The following is a 20,720-nucleotide window of genomic DNA, read 5'->3' on the forward strand; positions in this document are numbered from 1 at the left end:
AGCCCCACCCCAGGACAGGAACCAGAGCAACGATGCGCTACGGCCACTTCGACACCGCGCACGACGAGTACGTCGTCGAGCGCCCCGACGTCCCCGTCTCGTGGACGAACTACCTCGGCACCCGGGACATGTGCACGGTCCTGTCGCACCACGGCGGCGGGTACTCGTACTACAAGAGCTCGCAGTACGGGCGCATCTCGCGCTTCCGCCAGAACGGGGTGCCGCTCGACCGCCCCGGTCACTACGTCTACCTGCGCGACGACGCGGACGGCGACTACTGGTCGGTGTCCTGGCAGCCGGTCGGCAAGCCGTTCGTCGGGCCGGACGAGGAGCTCGACCCGGCCGGCGGCGCGGGGCGCTGGACCACGCGCCACGGCCTGAGCTACACGACCTTCCGCTCCGAGTACAAGGGCATCGACGCGGAGCAGACGGTCTTCATCCCGCTCGACGACGACGTCGAGCTGTGGGACGTGCGCGTCACCAACACGACGGACGAGGTGCGCGAGCTCACCGTCGGGTCGTACGTGGAGTTCTCGTTCCACACGATCACGATCGACAACCAGAACCTGCAGATGTCGCTCTACGCGTCCGGCTCCTCGTACGAGGACGGGATCATCGAGTACGACTTCTACTACGAGCCCTGGACGTACCACTACTTCGCGTCGAGCGAGACGCCGTCGTCGTACGACTCGCTGCGCGACAGCTTCATCGGCCCGTACCGCACCGAGAGCAACCCGGTCGCGATCGAGCGGGGCGAGGGCTCGAACGCGAGCGCGACGACGCAGAACCACTGCGGCGCGCTGCTGCACAAGGTGACGCTCGCGCCGGGCGAGACCAAGCGCCTCGTCTTCATGCTCGGCTACGGCTCGCGCGACGCGGCCGGGCGCGCGATCCAGGCGAAGTACTCGGACGTCGCGGCCGTCGACCACGAGCGCGAGCGCCTGCGCGACTACTGGCGCGCCAAGCAGGACAAGCTGCGCATCCGCACGCCCCACGAGGGCATGAACACGATGATCAACGCGTGGACGCTGCTCCAGGCGGAGACGTGCGTCGTGTGGTCGCGGTTCGCGTCCTTCGTCGAGGTGGGCGGGCGCGCCGGGCTCGGCTACCGCGACACGGCGCAGGACGTCATGAGCGTCATCCACTCGAACCCGACGAAGACGCGGCAGCGCATCGTCGAGCTCCTGCGGGCCCAGACGGAGGCCGGCTACGGCCTGCACCTGTTCGACCCCAAGGCGTTCGACCCCGACGCGGAGAAGCTGCCCGACGTCCCGTCGCCGACGATCGTCCCGACGGTCGACCCGAAGGACCTCATCCACGGCCTCGAGGACACGTGCTCCGACGACCACCTGTGGCTCGTGGCGTCGGTCGTGGAGTACGTCAAGGAGACGGGCGACCGCGCGTTCCTCGACCTGGAGATCCCGTTCGCCGAGGGCACGCCCGCGACCGTCTACGACCACCTCGTCCGCGCGCTCGAGTTCTCCGCCGAGCAGGTGGGCCAGAACGGCGTCGCGCTCGGCCTGCGCGCCGACTGGAACGACTGCCTCAACCTCGGCGGCGGCGAGACGTCGCTCGTGACGTTCCTCCACGCGTGGGCGATCGGCGCGTTCCTCGAGGTCGCGGAGCCGCTCGCGGCAGCGGGCGACGAGCGCGCCGAGGCAGACGTCGTGCGGTTCACGGCGGAGCGCGAGCGCATCGCGAAGGTCGCGGACGCGCAGCTGTGGGACGGGCGCTGGTGGATCCGCGGCTACACGCGCGACGGCGTGAAGATCGGCTCGGCGCAGAACGACGAGGGCAAGATCTTCCTCGAGCACCAGGCCTGGCCCGTCATCGCGGGCATCACGAGCCAGGAGCGCGGCGAGGCGTCGATGGACGCGGTGCGCGAGCTCCTGGGTTCCGAGTACGGCAACCACCTCAACTGGCCGGCGTTCACGAAGGTCGACGACACGGTCGGCTTCGTGACGCGCGTGTACCCGGGCATCAAGGAGAACGCCGCGATCTTCTCCCACCCGAACGCGTGGCCGATCATCGCCGAGGCGATGCTGGGCCGCGGCGACGAGGCGGTGCAGTTCTACGACGCGATCCTGCCGTACCACCAGAACGACAACATCGAGGTCCGCGGGGCGGAGCCGTACGCGTACGTCCAGTTCCTCTACGGCCGCGACCACGAGTGGTTCGGCAAGGCGCAGAACCCGTGGCTCACCGGCACGGCCGGCTGGATGTACACCGCCGTGACGAAGTACGTGCTCGGCGTCCGCCTCGCGCTCGACGGCCTGGTCGTCGACCCGTCGATCCCGAAGGACTGGGACGGGTTCGAGGTGCGTCGCGAGTGGCGCGGCGCCGTCTACGACATCGAGGTCCGCAACCCGGACCACGTGTCGAAGGGCGTGCGCTCGGTGACGGTCGACGGCGTCGAGCACGACCCGGCGACCCCGATCCCGGCGCTGCCCGCGGGCACGGAGGCGAAGGTCGTCGTCACGCTGGGCTGAGGACGGGTCCGAGTGCGGGACTGAGCACGGGGACACCATCGGGTGCCCGCGTCACCGGTCGGTGGCGCGCGGGCGCCCGGTGGTGTCACCCTGTGCACCGAGGGCCGGGCGCACCGCCGGTCCTCGTCGCCAAGCCCACCGACAGGCCGAGGACGGTACACCGCCGCATGACCCACAAGATCGCGCGCGGCTGGACCGTCGCCAAGCCGTGGCCCGTGACGCTGCGGGACGACACCCTGGGCGGGTCCGTGGTCCTGCGTCCGCTGCGGCGCCGGGACGCGAACGCCTGGATGCGGCTGCGCGCGCGCAACGCGGACTGGCTGGAGCGGTGGGAGGGCACGTCGCCGCGCCCCGGCACACCGGGCGGGCCGCCCACGTTCGCGGAGTACGTCCGGGTCCTCTCGGCGCAGGCGCGCGCGGGGTCCTCCCTGCCGTTCGCCGTCGAGCTGGACGACGAGCTCGTCGGCCAGCTCACCGTGTCGTCCATCACGTACGGCTCGCTGTGCGGCGCGAGCATCGGCTACTGGGTGAGCGAGCACGTCGCGGGCCGCGGCGTCATCCCGACCGCCGTCGCGATGGCCACGGACTACTGCTTCACGATCCTCGGGCTGCACCGGATCGAGATCAACATCCGCCCGGAGAACGGCCCGAGCCTGCGCGTCGTGGAGAAGCTGGGGCTGCGCGACGAGGGGGTCCGCGAGCGCTACCTGCACATCCAGGGGGAGTGGCGCGACCACCGGACGTTCGCCGTCACGAGCGAGGAGGTCCCGGACGGCCTCCTCGCGCGCTGGCAGGCGACACGCCGCGAGAGCATCTGAGCCGCCCGACACGCCGGGGCGCGTGCGGAGCGTGACCGCGGGCCTCGCCTACGGTCGTGATGTGGAATCGGCCTCGGGGATCGTCGCGCTCGCGGTGTTCCTGCTGTGGGTCGGCTTCTACGTCCCGCACCGGGTGCGTCACCGGCAGCAGCTGCTGGACGCGCGCACGGACGACCGCTTCTCCGGCTCCCTGCGCGTCCTGGCCGTCGCCGGCCCGGGCGGCGGGGGGTTCGACCGCTGGGACGCCCGGCTCGACGGCGTCACGACCGTCGCGGCGATCGCCTCCGGTCCCGCCGGAGCCGGAGGGCGCCCCCTGCTCGGGGCAGCCGGGACGCAGAGCCGGTCCGAGGGCCGGACGCACGACGAGGAGGGAACGCACGCCATGGGGAGCACCGTCAGCGCGTCACCCTCGCGCGGGGCACCGCCGCGCCGTCAGCCGGCCTCCGAGCAGTCCCGCCTCGAGCTCCTCGAGCGGCGCGCCGCCGCGGCGCGCCGTCGTCTCGCGCTCACGGTCGTGCTGCTCCTCGCGACCGTCGGGGTGTGGGTCGTCGTCGCGCTCGGGCTCGTCCCGTGGTGGGCGGGCGTGGTCCCGACGGCGTTCCTCGGCCTCGTGCTCGTGCTCGGCCGCCGTGCCGTGCTCGCCGCCCAGCGGTCCGACGCCGCGTGGCTGGCCGAGCGTCGTGCCGCGGCCCGCGCGGCGCGCGGCGCCGTGCTCGGCGCACCGCCCGCACCCCGGGGCGCGCGTCCGCGCGTCACCGGACGCGCCGTCCACGGGTCGCAGGTGAGCACACAGATGATCCCGCGCGTCACGCCGCAGGACCTCGCGCGGGCGAACGCCGCGGCGTCGGCCGACGCCGGCGCGCCCGCCGCGTCGTCCTGCGAGCGGGTCACCGCGTCCGGCGCGACCGAGGGTCCCGCGTCCGAGGAGCCCGCCCCAGCGGCCGACGAGCCGGGCACCGCTGCCCAGACCGCCCCGACCGTCGAGGCCGTCGACGCGGAGCACGTCCCGACAGGCCGCGCGTGGGACCCCGTGCCGGTGCCCCCACCGACGTACACGATGAAGCCCACGGCGCCCCGCCGCGAGCCCGCCCCGCTCACGGACGACGACGTCGTCTCGCCCACGGTCTCGGTCCGCGTCGAGCCCGTGGTGGTGGCCGCCGACGCCCGGTCCGGCGCCCCGGCCCCGGCCGCGGGCGACGAGCGCAAGCCCTCCACGGAGACGCTCGGCCTCGACCTCAACGAGATCCTGGCGCGCCGTCGGGCGGCAGGACAGTAGACCCCCTGGGGGCGGCCGGTTTGCGAGACCCCGCCCTCGGGGTGCTAATCTGTTCCTCGCTTGAGGGGCTATGGCGCAGTTGGTAGCGCGTCTCGTTCGCAATGAGAAGGTCGGGGGTTCGAATCCCCCTAGCTCCACCGGAGAGACCCTCGCCAGACCAGGTCGACGACCTGAGACGGCGAGGGTCTCGTCTTGTCCCGGGACTTTCCCGCGATGCCGGCGACCGTCCTTCCGCCCCGACGTCGAAGTCCTGGAGGCGGTGCCGAGCCTGCGCGCTCGGGCGGTGCGGCAGACCTATCCTGGCGACGTGACCCTCACCGAGCTGGTCCCGGTCCCCGGCGGGACGTTCCGCATGGGCTCGGACCGGCACTACCCGGAGGAGGGTCCGGCCCACGAGCGGCAGGTCGAGCCCTTCCTCCTGGAGCGGCACGCGGTGACGAACGCGCAGTTCGCGGCGTTCGTCGCGGACACCGGCTACGTGACGGTCGCGGAGCGCCCGCTCGACCCGGCCGACTTCCCGGGTGCCGACCCGGCGGACCTGGTGCCCGGGGGGCTCGTGTTCACCCCGACGGCCGGACCGGTCGACCTGCGCGACTGGCGGCAGTGGTGGCGGTGGCAGCCCGGGGCGTCGTGGCACGCGCCGCAGGGGCCGGGCTCCGACGTGGACGACCGGCCGGACCACCCGGTCGTGCTCGTCGCGTTCGAGGACGCCTCGGCCTACGCGGGGTGGGCGGGACGTCGTCTGCCCACCGAGGCCGAGTGGGAGCGCGCCGCACGGGGCGGTCTCCATGACGCGGAGTACGCGTGGGGCGACGAGCTCGCCCCGGGCGGGCGTCCGATGGCGAACACGTGGCAGGGCCGGTTCCCGTACCTCGACGAGGGGTGGGGCGGGACGTCGCCCGTCGGCTCGTACGACCCGAACGGGTACGGGCTCGTGGACCTCGTCGGGAACACGTGGGAGTGGACGGCGGACACGTTCACGCCGCGCCACGTCGTCCCGGGCACGCGCGGGCCGGACGCCGGTGGGCGACCGAACCTGCTGGCCCCCACGACGTCGCCGGAGGTCCTGCGCGTGACGAAAGGCGGCTCGTACCTGTGCGCGCCCGAGTACTGCCGCCGCTACCGACCCGCGGCCCGGTCCGCGCAGTCCGACGACAGCGCGACGACCCACCTCGGATTCCGCTGCGCCGCGGACGCCCTCTGACCGCAGGTCGGCGCTCCGTCCCCGCCCGAACACGGCGAAGGCCCCCACCGAGCCGGTGAGGGCCTTCGCGGAGCGGCGTCGCCGCGGCGAGGTCAGGGGCAGGTGACGGGCTCGCCACGCACCTCGACGACCGTCCCCGACGGCACGCCGGAGCACGCGTCGAGGACCTCCTGCGTCACGGCGCCGACGGTGCTGAAGAACACGATCGAGCCGATGATCGTCAGGACGAGCACGATCGCACCGACGATGATGCCGGCGAGCGCGAGGCCGTTCTTGTAGCCGGCCTTCTTGGACTTGTTGAAGGCCACGATGCTGAGGATCAGGCCGACGATCGAGAGGCAGCCGAGGAACGACAGCACGAGACCGACGATCCCCATCGTCTTGCCCGGGTCCTGGCCCGGGGCGGAGTACGACGGGGCGCCCGCCTGCGGTGCGCCGTACTGGGGCGCCTGCGGTGCGCCGTACTGCGGGGCCTGAGGGGCGCCGTACTGCGGGGCCTGCGGCGGCTGCTGCGGCTCGCCGGGCTGCGGCGCCCCGTAGGCGGGCGGGCCGGACGGCGTCCCGCCGGGCTGCTGCGGGTTCTGGTCGGGCTGGTCGGGGGTCGACATGCGATCTCCTCGGCGTTCGGTCAGGGCCCGTCCAGTATGCCGGTCGGGGGCGCCGCCCGCCCTGTGGTTCCGCGGCGCGCTCGGCGGGCGGCGCGGGTGGTGGGGGTCACGCGACCCCGCGGCGGGTCGGTCCGACCGTCACGAGTCCCTCACATCCCTCGGTCGGCGAGCCGCGCCAGGTGCGCGATGATGGGGGCGTGAACACTCGGAAGGTCCGATTCGTCCCTGTCGCCCTCCCCGTCGTCCTCTCGCTCGGTGCCGTCGTGGCGCTGGGCGGCTGCGCCGCGGAGACGGCGGAGGCCGACGGGCCGTCCGCGGGCGAGACCGGGCTCGTCGCCCGCGCCGCCGAGCCGAGCGACGGGGTGCTCGTGCTCGGCTCGACCGAGCCGGCGGAGCTCGCGCTGACGAGCAGCCAGGCGTTCTTCACCAACGCGCCGGTCGTCGTGCTCGCCGCGGCGGACGACGAGGCCGCGCGCGCGACCGCGGCCGCGGCCGCCGTCGAGCTGGCCGCGCCCGTGCTGCTCGTGGGTGGCGCCATCTCGGACGGCGGGCTGCGCACGGAGCTGAGCCGGCTCGGCGCGGTCGCCGTCGTCGAGGTGGGCGAGCCGGAGGCGCCCCCCGGCCAGGAGGGCGTGGGCGAGGAGCCCGCGCGCGCGACCCTGGGCGACGTCGACGGCGTCGAGCGCGTCCTGCTGGAGGTCGGGGCGCTCCTTCCCGACGGGACGCTCGACGAGCGCGACCTCGACGAGGTCCGCGCCGCGCTGCCCGATCGGGGCGAGCCGGAGACGCTGACCGAGGTCCTGGCCCTCACGGAGCCGGGCAGCCTCGCGGTGCCGGGCGGACCGCAGTCGGCCGCCATCGCGACCGCGCGCGCCGCGGGCGCCGTGCCCCTCGAGGTGCCGCAGGGCGACCCGCGGGCGTCCGCCGAGGTCGTCGACGCGATCTCGGCGGCGAAGGCGCTCGCCGTCGTCGGTATCGGCGCGAGCTTCGGCACGGCCGACGACCTCACGTGGCGGCTGCGGTCGGCCGAGGCGGGCGACCTGCTCCCCAGCGGTTCGCAGCTCGTCCTGGCCGACGGCGTCCGGTACGTCGCGGTGGAGGCCGACGCCGTGACGTCGGGCCTCGTCGCGGTGGGGGAGCGCTCGGCGACGGAGGCCGTCGAGCGTGCGCAGGAGGCGGCGGCGGCGTACGCCGAGGCCGCCCCGGACGACGTGGTGGTCCCGGTGCTCGAGGTGCCGGCCACGCGGGCGTCGTCGAACCCGGGCGCGGACCGCGACTACTCGACCGAGATCCCGGCCGAGGAGCTCGTCCCGCTCGTGGACACCGCGGCGGCCGCGGGGGTGCTCGTCGTGCTGCGCCTGGAGCCCGGCCGCGCGAGCTTCGACGAGCAGGTCGCCGAGTACGCGGACCTGCTCGCCCGCCCGACCGTGGGCGTCGCGCTCGCGGTCGACGCCCGTCGCGCGGGCGAGGAGTCGCGGGCCGGCACGGTGGGCGCGGCGGAGCTCAGCGCCGCGATCGGCGCCGTCGGCGAGGTCGTGCGCACGCAGGGCCTGCCGCAGAAGCTCGTCGTCGTGCAGCGGCCCGACGCCGAGGCGGTGCTCGACGCCGCCGCGCTCGACGTGGGTGCGGGCGAGGCGGCCGTCGTGCTGCAGTCGACGGCGCAGGCCGGGTTCGGCGCCCGCGCGCGCGAGTGGGGCACGCTGCTCGACGACGTCCCGGCGGGCGTGGTGGGAGGCTGGACCACGGGTTCGGCGGACCCGGCGGGGGACGTCGAGGGCGTGCTGTCGCTCGACCCGAGCCCGCGCTACGTGGCGGCGTCGCGCTGACGATCCGCTCCTCTGGGCACTTGGCCGGTCCCGCGCGAGCGGGTTAGGGTGTGTCGCTCGCAAAAGCCGAATCGATTCGACCAGACCCAGACGACGAGGTACCTGATGGTCTCGATCATCCCCCAGCCCCTGCACGTCGAGCCCGGCGAGGGACACGTCCCCGTCCCCGCCCTGGAGGTCCACGCGGTCGGTCTCGACGGCGCCGCCCCCTGGCTCGCCGACCTCGCCGCGAAGCTCCTCTCCGGCCTCGACGGCGTCACCGCGACGCACGACGACCCCGCCGCCGTCGCGGTGCCCGCCGCGGACGGGGAGCGCACGGCGCTCGTCCTGCGCGTCGACGAGGCGGCCGGGCCGGAGGGCTCCACGAGCCCCGAGCGCTACAGCCTCGTCGTCGACGCGGCCGGCGTCACCGCCACGGCGCCCGAGCCGGCCGGGCTGCTCCACGCGGTGCAGACGCTGCGCCAGCTCGTCGTCGCGTCGGGTGACGGGGCGCCCGCGCGAGTGCCGCACGTCGTCGTGCACGACGCGCCGCGCTACCCCTGGCGCGGTCTCTCCGTGGACGTGGCGCGCACGTTCTTCGGGCTCGACGCGTTGCGGGCCGTGGTCGACGTCGCGGCGGCGTACAAGCTCAACGTGCTGCACCTGCACCTCACCGACGACCAGGGCTGGCGCATCGAGTCGCCGTCGCGGCCCGAGCTCGCCAAGCTCTCCTCGGGCGGCGACACGTCCGGCGGGACGGGCGGCCACCTGTCCCTCGCCGACTTCCGCGCCCTGCAGGACCACGCGGCCGAGCGCTTCGTGCGCGTCGTGCCGGAGATCGACGTGCCGGGCCACATCAACGCGGCGACCCATGTGTACGGCGACCTCATGCCCGACGGCGTCCCCACGGACGCCTACCACGGCATCGAGGTGGGCTTCTCGCGCCTGACGTTCGACCTCCCGGCCACCGAGCCCTTCCTGCGCGACGTCTTCACCGACCTCGCCCACGCGACCGACGGCGAGCACGTGCACCTCGGCGGAGACGAGGTGCTGAAGATGGAGCCCGCCGAGTACGCGCGCTTCGTCGAGCTGTGCGAGCGGCTGATCCTCGAGGCGGGCAAGAAGCCGGTCGCGTGGCAGGAGGCGGCGAAGGCGCCCCTGCGCCCGGGCACCCTCGTGCAGTACTGGGACACCCACCCCATGGACCTCACGTACCTCGTCGACGCGGCCAGGGCGGGAGCGCGCGTCATCATGTCGCCCGCGAACCGCGTCTACCTCGACATGAAGTACACGGCCGACTTCCCGCTCGGGCAGGAGTGGGCGGGGCTCGTCGAGGTCCGCGACGCGTACGACTGGGAGCCCGAGCAGGTGGTCCCCGGGCTCCCTGCCGACTCGATCGAGGGCGTGGAGGCCGCGGTCTGGACGGAGCGCATCCCCACGCTCGACGCGCTGTTCACGATGCTCCTGCCGCGCCTGAGCGCCGTCGCGGAGGTCGCCTGGACGGCCCCCGACCGCAAGGACTGGGACGACTACCGCCGACGCGTCGCCCGCGAGGCGCACGCGTGGCGCCGCTCGGGCACCCCCTTCCACCCCTCGGAGCAGGTCGACTGGTGACGCGGGCGGGCGACGCCCGCGGGGTGGTGGACGTCACCGGGGAAAAGCCTTCCTGCGGTCGCGAGGCGGGCGACCGCTGACGGACCATCGATCGATGGCCTTCGTGACCCTCTCCGCCGCCCGCCACGACGACCCGTCCGGATCTCCCTCCCCGACCCCCCGCCCCGGCTCCCGCGCGCGCCGGAGCGGCCCGCGCCGTCGTGCGGCCGCGCTCGCCGCGACGCTGGCCCTGGCGACCGCGCTCGCCGCGTGCACGGGCGGCGACCCGGACCCCGCCGCGAGCAGCACGGGGCCCGCCGCAGGCGCCGAGGCTGAGGCCGACGGCGCCCGCGCCGCGACGCCCGAAGGCGTCCTCACCCTCGCCGACGAAGACCCCGCCGCGCTCGCGCTCGCGGCGAGCCGCACGTTCTTCGCGACCGCGCCGGTCGCGGTCGTCGTGCCGGACGACGCCGTCGAGGACGCGACCGCGGTCGGCGTCGCCGCGGCGCTCGCCGAGCGGGTCGTCGCGCCCGTCCTGGTCGCGGGGGACGACGCGGCGCTCGCCGAGGAGCTGGCACGCCTCGACGCCGCCGAGGCGGTCGTCGTCGCGCCGGAGGGGACGAGCGTCCCCGGCCTCGACGACGTGACCACGGTGCACGTCGACCCGGCGGCCGTCGCGCCCGACGGCGCCGTCGACGAGGAGTCGCTCGCGGGCGCCGCCGACCTCGCGGTCCAGGACCTCCCGGCGTCGGGCGACGCCCAGACGTCGACCGGCGTCCTCGCGCTGACGGACCCCGACGCCGGGGCCGCGGCCCGACCGGCGGCCGCGACGGCCCGCGCGTCCGGCGCGACGGTCGTCGACGCCCCCGGCGGCGACCCGCGCACCACGTCCGAGGCCGTCCAGGCGGTCGCGGGGGCCGGGGCGACGGCGACCGTCGGCCTCGGGGCGTCGTTCGGCAGCCCCGACGACCTCGGGTGGCGCGTCGAGGCGGCCGCGACGGGCACGGAGCTGCCCGGCGGCGGGCAGCTCGCCCTGCCCGGCAAGCGCTACGTCGCGCTCTACGGGTCGCCGGGGGCGCCGGTGCTCGGCGTGCTCGGCGAGCAGGACGTCGCCGCGACGATCGCGCGCGCCCAGGAGCACGCGGCCTGGTACCAGGGCCTCACGGACGAGCCCGTGGTGCCGACGCTCGAGATCATCACGACGGTCGCGTCGGGGTCCGCGGGCTCCGACGGCAACTACTCGAACGAGCGTGCCGCCGACCTCGTGCGGCCCTACGTGGACGCCGCGCGCGAGGCGGGGGTGTACGTCGTGCTGGACTTCCAGCCGGGCCGCACGGACTTCCTCACGCAGGTGCGCGCGTACGAGGACCTCGTCGCGCAGCCGCACGTCGGCGTCGCGCTCGACCCGGAGTGGCGCCTCGGCCCCGACCAGGTGCACCTCGCCCAGATCGGCTCCGTCGGGGTGGACGAGGTCAACGCCGTCGGCGACTACCTCGCGGGCCTCGTGCGCGAGCGCGACCTGCCGCAGAAGGTCTTCCTGCTGCACCAGTTCCGGACGTCGATGATCACCGACCGCGCCCGCCTCGACACCGCCCACCCCGAGCTCGCGACCGTCGTCCACGCCGACGGCCAGGGTGGCCAGGGCGCGAAGGCGGCCACGTGGTCCACGCTGCACCAGGACGCGCCGGCGGGGCTGTTCTGGGGCTGGAAGAACTTCTACGACGAGGACGCGCCCATGCTCACGCCCGAGCAGACCTGGGGCATCAGCCCGACCCCGGACTTCGTCAGCTACCAGTGACGCCGGCCCGGCTCGCGCCGGGGCGCCCGGCCGGCGCTCCGGGTCAGCGCGTCAGATCCACGTGGGCAGCCACATGTGCATCCGCCAGAACCAGTACGGGACCTGCCACGCCGTCCAGATCGGGTAGAAGAACACGCTCACGGCGCCGATCGTCGTGAGCAGCACCGTGATCCCGACGCGCACCCGGGCCCGGGCGACCGCCCGGCCCTCCGTGCGCTCGAGCGCGAGCGTGATCGCGTAGACGAGGGTGAGCACGACCCACGGCAGGAACACGATCGAGTAGAACGTGAAGATCGTCCGCTCGGCGTAGAGGAACCACGGCGCCCACCCGGCGACGATCCCGCTGAGCACGGCGAGCGCGCGCCAGTCCTTGAGCCGCACGAGCGCGTAGAGCGCGACGAGGATCGCGAGCGCCGCCGCCCACCACAGGACGGGGTTCCCGAGCGACGTGATCGCCCGCGCGCACCGCTCGACCTCGCAGCCCGCCTCGCCGGCCTCGTACGAGCGCCAGTAGAACGACGTGGGCCGCCACTGGAGGATCCAGCCGAGCGGGTGCGCCTCGTACGTGTGCTCGGACGTGAGCCCCGTGTGGAAGTCCCACATCTTCAGGTGGTACTCCCACAGCGACCGCAGCGCCGGGGGCAGCCACTGGACGCCCTCGCCAGGGTGCTCGACGGCCCACTGGCGCATGTAGGCGCCGGGCGAGCGGAACCACGACGTCCACGTCGCGACGTAGGTGAGCGCGGCGGTGGGGAGCATGACGAGCGCGGCCGGGATCGCGTCGCGCACGAGCGCGTCCTCCCACCAGCGCCCGACGCCCGCGGTGCGCCGCGCCGTCGCGTCCCAGAGCACGGAGACGACGGCGAGGACCGCGAGGAAGTACAGGCCGGACCACTTGACCCCGCACGCGAGCCCGAGCGCGACGGCCGCGGCGAAGCGCCACCACCGCCACCCGAGGCCGGGGCCGTAGCGCCCGATGCGCCCGCCCGCGTCGAGGATCGCCCCGCAGCGCTCCGCGAGGCGTCGCCGGGCCTGCTCGCGGTCGAGCAGGAGGCACCCGAACGCGACGAGCACCCAGAGCATGAGCATGTTGTCGAGCAGGCCGGTGCGCGCGTGCACGATCGCCTCGCCGTCCACGGCCATGAGCGCGCCCGCGACGATCCCCATCGCCGTCGAGGCGAACAGCTGGCGCGCGATGCGCGCGACGAGCACGACCGCGATCACCCCGACGACGGCGGACGCGATCCGCCACGACCACGGGTTCTCGGCCCCGCCGAGCGCCTTCATGCCGAGCGCGATCATCCACTTGCCCAGCGGCGGGTGGACCACGTAGTCGGCCGTGGGCAGGAACGAGTTCACGTCCCCGGCCTCGAAGGCCGGGTTCGGCTCCTCGGGCCAGTCGGCCTCGTACCCGACCTGGAGCAGCGTCCACGCGTGCTTGACGTAGTACGTCTCGTCGAACACGAGCGTGCCGGGCCGGCCGAGGTTCCACAGCCGCAGCACGGCCGCGACGACGGCGACGATCGCGACGCCGAGCCACCCCCACAGCCGGTCGTGCGCGGTCGCGCCGAGCGCGAGGCGCCGCGGGCCGAGCAGCGCGAGGAGGAGCCGCTCGCGGTGGCTCGGCGCGGGGCCGTCGTCCGTCGTCACGTCCGTCGGCGGTGCGCCGTCGTCCGCCCTCACGTCCGTCGGCGGTGCGTCGGTGGCGTCGGCCGGGGGGCGGGGGCCGGGGGTCGCGTCGGCGGGCGGCTGGGACACGCTGGCCATCGTAGGGGCCGCGCACGTGTGGAACCCTGGGAGCCATGTCCTCCTCGACCGACGGGCCCGGCCCCGACGCGCCCACGACCCGGCGGGAGGCCGGGCACCTCGTGCTCGGCGGCACGCCCATCGGGAACGCGGAGGACGCGAGCCCGCGCCTGCGCCGCCTGCTCGCGGAGGCCGACGTCGTCGCGGCGGAGGACACGCGGCGCCTGCACGCGCTCGCGGGCCGTCTCGGCGTCCAGGTCGGGGGGCGGGTCGTGAGCTTCCACGAGCACAACGAGGCGGAGCGCGCCGACGACCTGCTCGACGTCGTCGACGGCGGCGGCACGGTGCTGGTCGTGTCGGACGCGGGGATGCCCAGCGTGTCCGACCCGGGCTTCCGCGTCGTGGGCCGCGCGGTCGAGCGCGGCCTCCCGGTGACGACGGCGCCCGGGCCGAGCGCGGTGCTCACCGCTCTCGCGCTCTCGGGGCTCCCGACGGACCGGTTCTGCTTCGAGGGCTTCCTGCCCCGCAAGGCGGGGGACCGCTCGCGTGCGCTCGCGGCGCTCGTCGACGAGCCGCGCACGCTCGTGTTCTTCGAGGCACCGCACCGCGTGGCCGAGACGCTCGCCGCGATGGCCGGCGCGTTCGGCCCGGACCGGCCGGCCGCCGTCGCGCGCGAGCTCACCAAGACCTACGAGGAGGTGCTGCGCGGCCCCCTCGCCGAGCTCGCGGAGCACGCCGCCGAGGAGCAGCTGCGCGGGGAGATCTGCGTCGTCGTCGGTGGCGCGCCGCCGCGCGGGCCCGTCCCGCTCGCCGAGCTCGTGCCCGCCGTCCTGGCGCGCGTCGACGGCGGGGAGCGGCTCAAGGACGTGGTCGCGGACGTCGCCCAGGGTGCCGGGGTGCCCAAGCGCGACCTGTACGCCGCCGCGCTCGACGCGCGCCGCGGGTGAGCGCGGTCCGGGCGTCCCGCGGGGTCGCCCGGACCGCGACCGCGGTGGTCAGCGCCCGACGGCGTCGCTCGCCACGAGCGTGACGCCCGCCGCGGCGAGCTCCTCGCGCGCGGCGGCACCGAGCTCGGGCGTCACCGGCACGGTGAGGTCGGTGAGGACCCGCGTCGCGAGGCCGAGCGCGTGCGCGTCGAGCGCGGTCGCGCGCACGCAGTGGGACTCGGCGATGCCGACGACGTCGACCGCCTCGATCCCGGCGTCGCGCAGCAGGTCCGCGAGCGGTCGGCCCGCGACGTCCACGCCCTCGAAGCCCGAGTAGGCGGCCTGGTACTCGCCCTTCTTCACCCCGGCGTCGGGCGCGAGGTCGGCGAGCGCCGGGTGCAGCTCGGCGTTGGGGGTGCCGGCGATCCCGTGCGGCGGCCACGTGTCGACGAAGTCCGGGTCGGGGCTCCAGTGCTGGCCCGGGTCCACGTGCCAGTCCTGGGTCGTCACGACGAGGTCGTACGCGTCGCGGTGGTCGCGCGCGTGCTCGGCGATGCGCTCGGCGACGGCGTTCCCGCCCTCGACGCCCAGCTCGCCGCCCTCGCAGAACGTGGGCTGGACGTCGACGACGATCAGCGCGCGGCGCGGCGCGGGGGTGCTCTCGGTCATGCGCCCACTCTGCCACCCCGGCGGGCACCGGGGGAGCGCGGGTGCGAGAGTGGGGCCCAGCCGTGATCCGACCGGGAGGCAGCGATGACCGAGCACCAGGAACCGCCCACGACGACCTCCGGCACGGACGCCGGACGACCCCTCGGGTACTGGCTCAAGCTCGTGGACCGGCTCATCGACGAGAACCTCGACGCCGTGTTCCAGCACTCGGGCCTCACGCGCCGGCACTGGCAGGTGCTCAACACCATCCGTGACGGCGTGAGCGAGGAGACGAGCGTCGACGGCGTGCTGTCACCCTTCACGGGTGCCGGGGCGGGCGGCGCGAGCGCCGTGACGGCGGAGATCGACGACCTCGTGCGCCGCGGCTGGGTCGCGCGCGGCGACCAGGGCCTGTCCGTGACGGTCGCGGGCAACCACGCGTACCACGACCTGCTCGACGCGGTGTCGGTCGCGCGCGAGCGCGTCGCGCAGGGCGTGAGCCGCGAGGAGTACGCGCGGACGGTCGCGACGCTCGAGCGCATGGCGCGCAACCTCGGCTGGTCCGGCTGACCCGCGGGCGGCGGGCCGACCGCGAGACGCGGTGTCACGTCGTCGGGCGGCAGGCGTACCCTGCGAGACCCGCGACCCGTGCGCACCCCCGCGCCCGGGAGCGCCGCACAGAGCTGGAGCACTGCGATGGAGTTCCGCCGGATCCCCGGTCTGCCGCCCTACGTCTTCACGATCATCGACGGGCTCAAGATCGAGGCACGCCGAGCGGGGCGCGACGTCGTGGACCTCGGGTTCGGCAACCCGGACCTGCCGAGCCCGCAGGTCGCCGTCGACAAGCTCGCCGAGGCCGCGCAGAACTCGCGCAACCACCGCTACTCCGCGTCGCGCGGCATCCCGAAGCTCCGCGAGGCCGTCGCCGGGCTGTACCAGCGCCGGTTCGGCGTGAGCCTCGACCCGGACACCGAGATCATCTCGACCATCGGCGCCAAGGAGGGCTTCAGCCACCTCATGTGGGTCCTGCTGCAGCCGGGCGACGTCGCGCTCGTCCCCACCCCGAGCTACCCGATCCACATCTGGGGGCCCTACTTCGCGGGCGCCGACGCGCGCCAGGTCCCCATCGGCGACGGGACCGACGCCGCCGGGTACATCGACCGCATCATCGAGGCGTGGGAGCTCGGCTGGCCCAAGCCGCGCGTCGTCGTGCTGTCGTTCCCGCACAACCCGACGACGACCGTGGCGACCAAGGAGGACCTCCAGCGTCTCGTCGACTGGGCGCGGGACAAGGACGTCGTGCTCGTGCACGACCTCGCGTACGCCGACATGACGTTCGACGGGTTCGAGCCGCCGTCGATCATGGAGTGCGAGGGCGCGCGCGAGGTGGCGGTCGAGCTGTACTCGATGACGAAGTCGTTCTCCATGGCGGGCTGGCGCGTCGCGTTCCTCGTGGGGCGCCGCGACGTCGTCGGGGCGCTCGCGAAGCTCAAGAGCTACCTCGACTACGGCACGTTCCAGCCCATCCAGATCGCCGCGACCGTCACGCTCAACGAGGCGACGGAGTTTCCTCAGGAGATCTCGGCCGTCTACGAGTCTCGTCGCGACGCCCTGTACGACGGCCTGCAGCGCATCGGCTGGGACATCCACAAGCCCGGCGGGACGATGTTCGCGTGGGCCCGCATCCCCGAGCCGTACCGCGACATGGGCTCGATCGAGTTCGCGACGCACCTCGTCGAGGAGTGCGACGTCGCGGTGTCCCCGGGCGTCGGGTTCGGCCCCGGCGGCGACGAGTTCGTGCGGTTCGCGCTCATCGAGAACGAGCACCGCATCGGTCAGGCCGTCCGGGGCCTGCGCCGCGGGCTCACCCGGCTGGGCTAGGGACCGTCCCCGTCCACACGTCGTCGCCGCGCAGCACGGCGTCGGCGCCGCCGTCGTCGTAGATCGTCTGCCCGGTGACGTGCGTGTTCGCGGCGTCGGTCAGCCACAGCAGGAGCGACGCGACCGACTCGGGCGACTGGTGCCCGTTGAGGGGCATCGGCACCGCGGCGTCGACCATCGCGACCGACTCCGGGGTCGACAGGAGCTGGGTCGTCATGGGCGTGAGCACCGTCCCGGGCGCGACGGCGTTGAGCGGGATGCCCCGCCCGGCCCATGCCGCCGTCACGCACTCGCGGCGCACCCACCGCGACAGCGCGCGCTTGGACGACGGGTAGGCGAGGTACCCGACCTGCGGGCCCTGCTCGGCGAGCGTGCCGGCGACGCGCAGAGCCTCGTCCTCGTCGTCCGCGAGGCACGCGTCCACGATCGCCTCGGAGACGGGCTGGAGCGTCGCCATCGACGACACGACGGCGACGCGCGGCGCCTGCGAGCGCTCGAGCGCGGGCAGGAGGCCCGTGAGGAACCGGGTGACGCCGAAGAAGTTCACCGCGACGGTCGTCGGGACGGGCGCGGAGATCCCGGCGCACGCGACGACGGCGTCGACCGTGCCGTCCGTCGCGGCGAGCACCTCCTCGACCGCACGCTCGCGACCCTCGTCGGTGCTGAGGTCCGCCTGGACCTCGGCGTCGCGCAGGTCCACGCCGACGACCCGGTCGCCCCGCTCGCGCAGCAACCCGGCCACGCAGGCCCCCACGCCCGATGCCGATCCCGTCACCACGTACGTCCGCGACATGTGCACACGCCTCCTCGCCCACGTCCCCGGACCTCGGGGACACCTCCAGCATGCCTCGCCGTCCCGGCCCGGGTGGCCGCCGAAGGACCGGCGGCGCGGGCCGAAGGTCCGTCGTCCCCGCCCGGCCCCACCCGGCCCCACCCGGCGCGACCCGCCGCTCCGGGTGACGATGGGCAGGTGCGACGCCACCACGGAACCCGGGCCGCCCGGCGAGGTCCCGCCGTGCCCGCGCGGGCCGGCGGGCCCGCGCTCGCCGTCGGGCTCGCCGTCGTGCTCGGCGCGTGCTCGGGCGAGGCGCCGGACGACGCGCCCGCCCCCGCGCCGTCGGTCACGACCGCCACGTCCGCGCCGGCCGACCCCGGCACGCCCGGCGCGTCGGGCTCGTCGCAGGCACCGGCCGCCGACGGCCTGCTCGTCGTGCCGGAGGTGCGCGTCGACGTGGCGGAGGTCGCGACCGGGCTCCCGGCGCCGTGGGGGCTCGCGGCGCTCGCGGACGGCACGCTGCTCGTCTCGCTGCGCGACGAGCGCCGGCTGGTCGTCGTCGACCCGGCGACGGGCGCCGTCGAGCCGGTGACCGGGCCGGGAGCGGACGACCTGCGCGACGGCACGGTCGCGCGCGGCGAGTCGGGGCTCCTCGGCGTCGCGGTGGGCCCGGCGGGCGGCGCCGCGGCGGGGGAGGTGTTCGTGTACCGGACCGCGCCGGACGGCAACGAGGTGCTGCGGGGGACGCTCGCGGGGCGCGAGCTCTCCGCCCTGACGCCGGTCGTCGAGGGCGTCCCTGCGGCCTCCACGCACGACGGCGGACGGCTCGCGTTCGGGCCCGACGGCCACCTCTACGTCACGACGGGGGACGCGCAGCAGCGCGGTGCGGCGCAGGACCCGGGTGCGCTCGCGGGCAAGATCCTGCGTGTCACGGTGGACGGCGACCCCGCGCCGGGCAACCCGGACCCGGCCTCGCCGGTGTGGAGCCTCGGGCACCGCAACGTCCAGGGGGTCGCGTGGGACGCGACGGGCCGGATGCTCGCGTCCGAGTTCGGCCAGGACACGTTCGACGAGCTCAACGTCGTCGTGCCCGGCGGGAACTACGGCTGGCCCGACGTCGAGGGCACGGGCGGGGCGGCCGCCGGGTTCGTCGACCCGGTGGCGACGTGGCCGACGTCGGACGCCTCGCCCAGCGGGATCGCCGTGACCCGTGAGGGCGCGTACCTCGCGGGGCTGCGCGGGGAGCGGCTGTGGCGCGTGCCGTTCGCCTCGCCCGACGGCGGCACCGACGCCGCGGCGTTCGGCGCGCCGCACGCGGTGCTGACGGACCGGGGGCGGCTGCGGGCGGTCCTCGTCGACCCGGCGACGCCGCCCGGCGACGACGGGAGCGCGGTGCTCTACGTGCTGACGAGCAACACCGACGGTCGGGGCGAGCCGCGCGACGGCGACGACCGGCTGCTCCGGGTCGCGGTGACGCCGGCGGGGTGAGCGCCCGGGAGTGTGCGCGCCGGACGCGCGAGCTGACCAGGCGGTTTGGTGTGCGATAACGAATCGGTTACGGTCGAGTGTCTCGCGTAGCCGCTCACCGGGGACAGGTGTAATGGCCGGCCGTGGGACGCGGCCTCTCCCGGGCGCCCAGGGCGCCGAGGGCCGCAGGACGCCGGATCGGCTGGTCGAACCGGGTGCGCCCGCCACGCTGCGGAGCACCCCGCGGGCGCGTGCGCGCCGTCGACCCCCGTGCCCGGGAGCCCCCGACGACTTGGACCACTGTGCACAACCCCTTCCGTTCCCGCGCGCCCGAGACGGCCGACGTCACGGCGCACACCCCCCAGACCACGGCCGAGGCGGTGCCGACCGCCGAGAGCCCCGAGAGCCCCGAGAACGCCACCCGTCGGTCCGCCCGCGCGGCCCGGACCCTGCGCTCCACACGCCGACGCCGCTGGTCGATCGTCACGGCGGCCACCGCCGTCGCGCTCGTCGGCTCCGGTGCCGTCGCCTACGGCGAGGCCAGCAAGACCGTGACGATCGACGTCGACGGCGAGACGACCACCGTCAGCACGCTCGCCGGCTCCGTCGGTGGCGCGCTCGACGCCGCGGGCGTCGAGGTCGGCGCGCGCGACCAGGTCGCTCCCGACCCCGGCTCCGCGCTCAGCGACGGCGACGACGTCGTGGTGCGCCTCGGCAAGAAGGTCACCGTCCAGACCGACGGCGCGCAGTCCGACGTCTGGCTCACCGCGCTCGACGCCGACGAGGCGCTCGACACCCTCGCCGAGCGCGGCGGCGACGTCCGCCTCGTCGCGTCGCGGTCCGGCGAGCGCGCGTCGCTCGGCCTGCGCCTCGACGCCGACGGTCCGGTGAACGTGGTGGCCGACGGGCAGACGAAGGTCGCGCCCGACGGCAGCATCGGCGTCCCCGCGATCCTCGACCAGCAGGGCATCGAGCTCGGCGACCTGGACCGCGTGAGCGTCCAGCGCGTCGAGGCGCCCGAGCCGGGTGCGCCGGCGGTGTCGCTCGTCGTGCAGCGTGTCGTCGTCGAGCAGCAGCAGACCACGACCCCCGTGCCGCACGGGACCGTGCAGCAGCCCGACGACGCCAAGTACACGGACGAGTCGGCCGTCACCCAGGCGGGTGCCGACGGCGTCACCACGACGACGTTCGAGGTCACGCTCGTGGACGGCGTCGAGGAGTCGCGCGAGCAGCTCTCGCAGGAGGTGACGACCGCTCCCGTGGACGAGGTCGTCACGACCGGCACGAAGGAGCGCCCGAAGGACCCGCGCACGATCGGGCAGGCCATGGCCGCCGAGCGTGGCTGGACCGGCTCGCAGTGGACGTGCCTCGAGAAGCTGTGGACCAAGGAGTCCAACTGGAACCCGACGGCGGACAACCCGACGTCGAGCGCCTACGGCATCCCGCAGTCGCTGCCCGGCTCGAAGATGGCGAGCAAGGGCGCCGACTGGGCGACCAACCCCGCGACCCAGATCGCCTGGGGCCTCGACTACATCGCCGGCTCCTACGGCTCGCCGTGCGGCGCGTGGTCGCACTCGCAGGCCGTCAACTGGTACTGAGCACGCGCCTTCCCTCCGCCGAGCACGGGGTTGCCGACGTCCTGGAGCTGAGAACGTCGGCAACCCCGTGCTCGGCGGCGCTCGTCCC

The 20,720-nt window shown here is 75.0% G+C and carries 16 protein-coding genes and 1 tRNA gene; 13 read left to right on the top strand and 4 right to left on the bottom strand.

The window, feature by feature from the left end; all coding sequences use genetic code 11:
• Positions 1-32: 32 nt before the first annotated feature.
• The 5 genes from E1O70_RS15650 to E1O70_RS15670 all read left to right on the top strand — a co-directional run bounded on the left by E1O70_RS15650 (position 33) and on the right by E1O70_RS15670 (position 5,787).
• Positions 33-2,489, top strand: coding sequence for a glycoside hydrolase family 94 protein (locus E1O70_RS15650; protein WP_061268067.1), 2,457 nt, complete (start codon positions 33-35; stop codon positions 2,487-2,489).
• 167 nt (positions 2,490-2,656) lie between these two features.
• A complete protein-coding gene (locus E1O70_RS15655; protein WP_043657664.1) occupies positions 2,657-3,307 on the top strand; it encodes a GNAT family N-acetyltransferase in 651 nt (216 codons plus the stop codon).
• Between the two features lie 61 nt (positions 3,308-3,368).
• Positions 3,369-4,583, top strand: a complete 1,215-nt coding sequence (locus E1O70_RS15660) for a hypothetical protein (RefSeq protein WP_061268068.1) — start codon at positions 3,369-3,371, stop codon at positions 4,581-4,583.
• A gap of 64 nt (positions 4,584-4,647) precedes the next feature.
• Positions 4,648-4,720: transfer RNA gene (locus E1O70_RS15665), tRNA-Ala, on the top strand.
• 170 nt (positions 4,721-4,890) lie between these two features.
• Positions 4,891-5,787: a formylglycine-generating enzyme family protein gene (locus E1O70_RS15670; RefSeq protein ID WP_128957433.1), complete on the top strand. Its 897-nt coding sequence runs from the start codon at positions 4,891-4,893 to the stop codon at positions 5,785-5,787.
• Positions 5,788-5,879: 92 nt separating this feature from the next.
• Here E1O70_RS15670 and E1O70_RS20175 read toward each other — a convergent pair whose 3' ends face one another.
• The gene (locus E1O70_RS20175; protein WP_051028544.1) at positions 5,880-6,395 is read right to left on the bottom strand and encodes a DUF4190 domain-containing protein; all 516 of its coding nucleotides are present in this window, start codon (positions 6,393-6,395) and stop codon (positions 5,880-5,882) included.
• A gap of 197 nt (positions 6,396-6,592) precedes the next feature.
• On the opposite strand from E1O70_RS20175, the gene E1O70_RS15680 reads away from it, so the two are divergent.
• The 3 genes from E1O70_RS15680 to E1O70_RS19965 all read left to right on the top strand — a co-directional run bounded on the left by E1O70_RS15680 (position 6,593) and on the right by E1O70_RS19965 (position 11,591).
• Complete coding sequence (locus E1O70_RS15680; RefSeq protein WP_061268069.1) at positions 6,593-8,221, top strand: hypothetical protein; 1,629 nt, start codon at positions 6,593-6,595, stop codon at positions 8,219-8,221.
• A gap of 105 nt (positions 8,222-8,326) precedes the next feature.
• Positions 8,327-9,814: a family 20 glycosylhydrolase gene (locus E1O70_RS15685; RefSeq protein ID WP_061268070.1), complete on the top strand. Its 1,488-nt coding sequence runs from the start codon at positions 8,327-8,329 to the stop codon at positions 9,812-9,814.
• Between the two features lie 94 nt (positions 9,815-9,908).
• Entirely contained in the window at positions 9,909-11,591 is a 1,683-nt protein-coding gene (locus E1O70_RS19965; protein WP_082774534.1) for a hypothetical protein, read from the top strand.
• 51 nt (positions 11,592-11,642) lie between these two features.
• On the opposite strand, the gene E1O70_RS15695 is transcribed toward E1O70_RS19965, so the two are convergent.
• Positions 11,643-13,358: a dolichyl-phosphate-mannose--protein mannosyltransferase gene (locus E1O70_RS15695; RefSeq protein ID WP_082774535.1), complete on the bottom strand. Its 1,716-nt coding sequence runs from the start codon at positions 13,356-13,358 to the stop codon at positions 11,643-11,645.
• Between the two features lie 35 nt (positions 13,359-13,393).
• Here E1O70_RS15695 and rsmI point away from each other — a divergent pair, with 35 nt between their 5' ends.
• The gene (rsmI, locus tag E1O70_RS15700) at positions 13,394-14,284 is read left to right on the top strand and encodes a 16S rRNA (cytidine(1402)-2'-O)-methyltransferase (protein WP_061268071.1); all 891 of its coding nucleotides are present in this window, start codon (positions 13,394-13,396) and stop codon (positions 14,282-14,284) included.
• 48 nt (positions 14,285-14,332) lie between these two features.
• Here the strand turns inward: rsmI and E1O70_RS15705 are convergent, their stop codons facing one another.
• Positions 14,333-14,932, bottom strand: coding sequence for an isochorismatase family protein (locus E1O70_RS15705; RefSeq protein ID WP_043656105.1), 600 nt, complete (start codon positions 14,930-14,932; stop codon positions 14,333-14,335).
• A gap of 84 nt (positions 14,933-15,016) precedes the next feature.
• Here E1O70_RS15705 and E1O70_RS15710 point away from each other — a divergent pair, with 84 nt between their 5' ends.
• Positions 15,017-15,481 (top strand): MarR family winged helix-turn-helix transcriptional regulator, encoded by a 465-nt coding sequence (locus E1O70_RS15710; protein ID WP_051028253.1) that lies wholly within the window; start codon positions 15,017-15,019, stop codon positions 15,479-15,481.
• 126 nt (positions 15,482-15,607) lie between these two features.
• Positions 15,608-16,792 carry an aminotransferase class I/II-fold pyridoxal phosphate-dependent enzyme gene (locus tag E1O70_RS15715; protein WP_061268072.1) on the top strand — a complete coding sequence of 395 codons (1,185 nt, stop codon included), beginning with the start codon at positions 15,608-15,610 and terminating at the stop codon, positions 16,790-16,792.
• Here E1O70_RS15715 and E1O70_RS15720 read toward each other — a convergent pair.
• Positions 16,776-17,585: an SDR family oxidoreductase gene (locus E1O70_RS15720; RefSeq protein WP_061268073.1), complete on the bottom strand. Its 810-nt coding sequence runs from the start codon at positions 17,583-17,585 to the stop codon at positions 16,776-16,778. The two genes, E1O70_RS15715 and E1O70_RS15720, sit on opposite strands and share 17 nt — an antisense overlap.
• Positions 17,586-17,807: 222 nt before the next feature.
• Here E1O70_RS15720 and E1O70_RS15725 point away from each other — a divergent pair, with 222 nt between their 5' ends.
• Together E1O70_RS15725 and E1O70_RS15730 are read left to right on the top strand one after the other, a co-directional pair.
• Positions 17,808-19,055: a PQQ-dependent sugar dehydrogenase gene (locus E1O70_RS15725; RefSeq protein ID WP_061268074.1), complete on the top strand. Its 1,248-nt coding sequence runs from the start codon at positions 17,808-17,810 to the stop codon at positions 19,053-19,055.
• 281 nt (positions 19,056-19,336) lie between these two features.
• Positions 19,337-20,632: an aggregation-promoting factor C-terminal-like domain-containing protein gene (locus tag E1O70_RS15730; protein WP_240696732.1), complete on the top strand. Its 1,296-nt coding sequence runs from the start codon at positions 19,337-19,339 to the stop codon at positions 20,630-20,632.
• The last annotated feature ends 88 nt before the right edge of the window (positions 20,633-20,720 follow it).

The organism is Cellulosimicrobium funkei, from assembly GCF_004519295.1.
GTDB classification, from domain to species: Bacteria; Actinomycetota; Actinomycetes; order Actinomycetales; family Cellulomonadaceae; genus Cellulosimicrobium; species Cellulosimicrobium funkei.

Excerpts from the sequence above, each read along its gene's own strand:
- E1O70_RS15650 (WP_061268067.1), top strand. The coding sequence starts at position 33 with ATGCGCTACGGCCACTTCGACACCGCGCACGACGAGTACGTCGTCGAG.
- E1O70_RS15655 (WP_043657664.1), top strand. The coding sequence starts at position 2,657 with ATGACCCACAAGATCGCGCGCGGCTGGACCGTCGCCAAGCCGTGGCCC.
- E1O70_RS20175 (WP_051028544.1), bottom strand. The coding sequence starts at position 6,395 with ATGTCGACCCCCGACCAGCCCGACCAGAACCCGCAGCAGCCCGGCGGG.
- E1O70_RS15685 (WP_061268070.1), top strand. The coding sequence starts at position 8,327 with ATGGTCTCGATCATCCCCCAGCCCCTGCACGTCGAGCCCGGCGAGGGA.
- E1O70_RS19965 (WP_082774534.1), top strand. The coding sequence starts at position 9,909 with ATGGCCTTCGTGACCCTCTCCGCCGCCCGCCACGACGACCCGTCCGGA.
- E1O70_RS15695 (WP_082774535.1), bottom strand. The coding sequence starts at position 13,358 with ATGGCCAGCGTGTCCCAGCCGCCCGCCGACGCGACCCCCGGCCCCCGC.
- rsmI (WP_061268071.1), top strand. The coding sequence starts at position 13,394 with ATGTCCTCCTCGACCGACGGGCCCGGCCCCGACGCGCCCACGACCCGG.
- E1O70_RS15705 (WP_043656105.1), bottom strand. The coding sequence starts at position 14,932 with ATGACCGAGAGCACCCCCGCGCCGCGCCGCGCGCTGATCGTCGTCGAC.
- E1O70_RS15710 (WP_051028253.1), top strand. The coding sequence starts at position 15,017 with ATGACCGAGCACCAGGAACCGCCCACGACGACCTCCGGCACGGACGCC.
- E1O70_RS15715 (WP_061268072.1), top strand. The coding sequence starts at position 15,608 with ATGGAGTTCCGCCGGATCCCCGGTCTGCCGCCCTACGTCTTCACGATC.
- E1O70_RS15720 (WP_061268073.1), bottom strand. The coding sequence starts at position 17,585 with ATGTCGCGGACGTACGTGGTGACGGGATCGGCATCGGGCGTGGGGGCC.